At 67.3% G+C, this 3,127-nt stretch carries 7 protein-coding genes; all 7 read right to left on the bottom strand.

The window, feature by feature from the left end; all coding sequences use genetic code 11:
* Positions 1-55: 55 nt before the first annotated feature.
* From AC4HOU_RS29080 to AC4HOU_RS29050, 7 genes are read right to left on the bottom strand one after another with little or no spacing between them, the layout of a single operon-like run.
* Positions 56-685, bottom strand: coding sequence for a hypothetical protein (locus AC4HOU_RS29080; RefSeq protein WP_490725601.1), 630 nt, complete (start codon positions 683-685; stop codon positions 56-58).
* Complete coding sequence (locus tag AC4HOU_RS29075; protein ID WP_490725600.1) at positions 657-836, bottom strand: hypothetical protein; 180 nt, start codon at positions 834-836, stop codon at positions 657-659. Before AC4HOU_RS29075 ends, AC4HOU_RS29080 begins: the two co-directional genes overlap by 29 nt.
* Positions 833-1,012, bottom strand: coding sequence for a hypothetical protein (locus tag AC4HOU_RS29070; protein WP_195020421.1), 180 nt, complete (start codon positions 1,010-1,012; stop codon positions 833-835). The genes AC4HOU_RS29075 and AC4HOU_RS29070 overlap by 4 nt, the downstream gene beginning before the upstream one ends.
* Positions 1,012-1,320, bottom strand: coding sequence for a hypothetical protein (locus AC4HOU_RS29065; protein WP_194988997.1), 309 nt, complete (start codon positions 1,318-1,320; stop codon positions 1,012-1,014). The genes AC4HOU_RS29070 and AC4HOU_RS29065 overlap by 1 nt, the downstream gene beginning before the upstream one ends.
* A complete protein-coding gene (locus AC4HOU_RS29060) occupies positions 1,317-1,529 on the bottom strand; it encodes a hypothetical protein (RefSeq protein WP_194988998.1) in 213 nt (70 codons plus the stop codon). The genes AC4HOU_RS29065 and AC4HOU_RS29060 overlap by 4 nt, the downstream gene beginning before the upstream one ends.
* Positions 1,526-2,833: an FtsK/SpoIIIE domain-containing protein gene (locus AC4HOU_RS29055; RefSeq protein WP_195020422.1), complete on the bottom strand. Its 1,308-nt coding sequence runs from the start codon at positions 2,831-2,833 to the stop codon at positions 1,526-1,528. Before AC4HOU_RS29055 ends, AC4HOU_RS29060 begins: the two co-directional genes overlap by 4 nt.
* Positions 2,830-3,039: a hypothetical protein gene (locus AC4HOU_RS29050; protein ID WP_195020423.1), complete on the bottom strand. Its 210-nt coding sequence runs from the start codon at positions 3,037-3,039 to the stop codon at positions 2,830-2,832. The genes AC4HOU_RS29055 and AC4HOU_RS29050 overlap by 4 nt, the downstream gene beginning before the upstream one ends.
* Positions 3,040-3,127: the final 88 nt, after the last annotated feature.

Genomic DNA, 3,127 nt, shown 5'->3' with positions numbered 1-3,127 from the left:
GCGCGGCGTTCGGCGGCGGTCTGGCGTTGCGGCACATCAACACTGGTCGTTTCCATCAGGCAGCCTCGTTCTTGTCCTTGGTCCAGTGGTCGACTCGGGGGAGGATCACGGTGGCGGCGAGGGCGTCGGAGCGGCGGAAGGTCAGGTCGTAGAGGCCGGGTCCGGCCAGGCTGGCGTGGCAGTCGAGAGCGCCGAAGGCGTGGCAGAGGTGGGAGGTGCGGTTGTCGTAGTCGGCGGGGCATTGGCCGTCGAGCATCCGCACCCGCACCCGGTCGGAGAACTCACCGATAGCCACCGTCACCAGCCGTGGAACCTTGGTCGACTCGCCCTTGGTGATGGCGAGTCCGCAGGCGGTGAGTTTGCGGTCCCAGCGCAGCCGGTAGCGCCACCAGGTCAGAAACCGGGTCCGGGCACGCCGGGCCACCCAGCGCTCGAACATCTCCGGTCGCTTCCAGCGCCAGAGCATGATCCCCGCGCCGGCCACCCCAGCGACCCCGACCCCGAACGGCCACCCGAACAACACACCGGCAGCGATAGCGGCCGCGATGGGGAGCGAGATCATCGGGAACAGCAGCGCCCACCAAGCCGCGGTGACGGTGCCGACGAGCAGGTACCAGACGGCATACAGGGCGGCGGTGCAGATCTCGTTGAACGGGTCAGGCTGGGTGCTGGTCTTGGCGGTCATGACGGGGTCTCCTTGCCGGGAGGTCGAACAGGGCGAGCTGCTGAGGCTCGGTGGGCTTGCGCGGGGTCTTGCGGCGGCGGTGGCGGGCAGCGGCATCGGCCAGCAGCTGATCCACCTGCCGATCCGGTGGCTTGGCCTCTGGCGTGCTCATGCCGCCCAACCGTCCAAATCGGAGTCCCAGCCGGGAGCAGGGCCGGTCTCGGCCAACAAGTTGATCGCGACCGCGACGGGGTCGAGGCCACCGCGTTCGAGCTGGCAGCGGCGACGCGACCGCAGATCGATCACGGAATCGATGTCGGCGCAGTCGCGGGTGATCTTGGTGCTCATCAGAAGGTCTCGCTTTCATGGATGCCGCACACGGTGCAGACAATGGGTCGGTGGGAACGGAACAGCCGGGACGGGGCCGGGAACGAGTGGCCGGCACTTTCGCAGCGGGCAGCGGCACGGCAGCCGTCGCAGAACACGCGGTCGCCGTCGTAGATCCAGCCCAAGACCGGTGAGTGGTCGTTGAGGTAGTTGACGGCCTCGTTGACGCTGTCGAAGCAGATCGCCTCAGCGATATCGCCGGTGTAGATGTCGCCGCAGCCGTCGCAGTAGATGACGACGTGGGTTTCGGTCACAAAGCCCCGTTTCATCGCGGTACCTCGCTGATCTGGTCAGCGCGGGCCTGGACCATGACGTCGGTACGGACGCACGGGATGCCGCACAGATCAAACGTCGTGGTCTCGCGGACATTCACCGACAGGCCGGCGTCGGCGATCCGGTCCAGGATGTGGGCCACGTGATCGGGAAAGCCCGTCAAGTGCACCCGGACCAGGGCAATGACTTCGCCGTGTGTATTCATGCCGCTACCAGCCCTTCCGGGTTGTCGTCATCGCCTGGGATGTCGTCGGGGTCGAAGTCGCTGTAGTCGGCCTGGGGTGTCAGGTCGGGTTGGTCGGGGGCGTAGGTGTCGACGATGTGGTCGATGTCGTCGTCGGAGACCCAGAAAGCGCGCACGCGAACGAATTCGGTGGTTCCGTCTTCGCCGACGTAGCCGACGCCGGGTGTCTGGTCGGAGATCTCGTCGCAGCGGGCACCGCGATCCCTGGCGCCCTGGCCGTGGATCATCGCGGTCTGGGTGGGCTCATCCAGGCGCAGGCCGATACGGACCGGGAACAGCTGCCGGTTCGGCATCGTCTCCTTGGACGGGTCCTGCAACGCCGCCACCACGGAAACCCCGACGGCGCGGCCTTGGGACAGCAGCAGGCCGGTCAGGTAGCGGAACTTCTCCTGTTGCTCGCGGGTGGCATACGACGACAGCGCGGCGGCCTCGTCGATGATGATCAGGATCAGCGGCTCGTCGGTGGTCGGGATGTGCTTGCGGACCCCCGCTGTCCGTAGCCGCGATGAGCGTTCCTGCATCACCTTCACGGCTTCTTCGAGCATGGCCAGGATGCCGTCAGCGGTCCACTCGAACCGCACCCACAACCGGTCACCGCGACCGAATTCCATGCCGCCCTTGGGGTCTGCCATCCACACGTCCACGAACCCGGCCTTGATGGCGGGGCCGATGCCGGAGATGATCGACCAGATCACCGAGCCCTTACCCGAGCCGGTGGCACCGGCCAGCAGGATGTGGGCATACAGCACCTGCAACAGCCACACCCGCCCGTGCTCGGTGACCCCGACCGGGACCGCCTCGAGATCCACCCCGTAATGCAGCAACTCGTTCACCGGTTTGGATTCGGCGAGGGTGTCAGTGGTGCGGATATCCAGGCACACGAACCCCGGAGCCGGAGACGAGGCCAGCACCTTCGGCACCGCCAGGTAGTGGGCCAGGGCGTCGAGGGTGTCGTCATTGGTCCAGTCCTTGAGCGATTGGCCGCCCACCATCTGCACCTGAACCATCAACCCCGACTCGGTGTAGTCGGCGGCCACGATGTTCGGAAACCCCGACTCCGGCGACCCCAACCCGAGCGCCGGCCACATCAACGCCAGCTGCGCCGAATCCGACAGCACGAACACCGCAGGCCGCAGATCGGCCGGAGCAGCCGCAACCTGATCAGCCGCCGATTCGGTGCGCGGGGTGCGCAGCCCGGACCAGTACGCCATGGCCCCGCTCGCGGCGAACACACCCCCGAGCACGAGGGCAGCGGTGGCGCTCATCGGGTCGCCTCCCCGAACGGGTACTGCGGGGCCGGTCCGCTGGTGGTCGAGACCGTGACCACCGAAACCACCGTCACCGTCTGCGGGACAGGCTCACTCGCCGTCGCGACGGGGCGGAAGGTCAGCATCACCAGCCCGGCCAGCATCAACAGGAACGCCACCGCGAACAGCGCCGAAACCAGCGGGTGTTTCATCAGCGACCCCATGGGTTCGTCTCCTCTTCCAGCGGCTTGCCCAGCAACGGGATCGGCAGCCCGCACCGCCAGCAGACCCGCATATCCACCTCGGGCCGGG

This window comes from Nocardia sp. JCM 38205 (assembly GCF_058222935.1).
The sequence above is the reverse complement of the archived record's forward strand: the minus strand, read 5'-3'. Positions and strand labels throughout refer to the sequence as shown.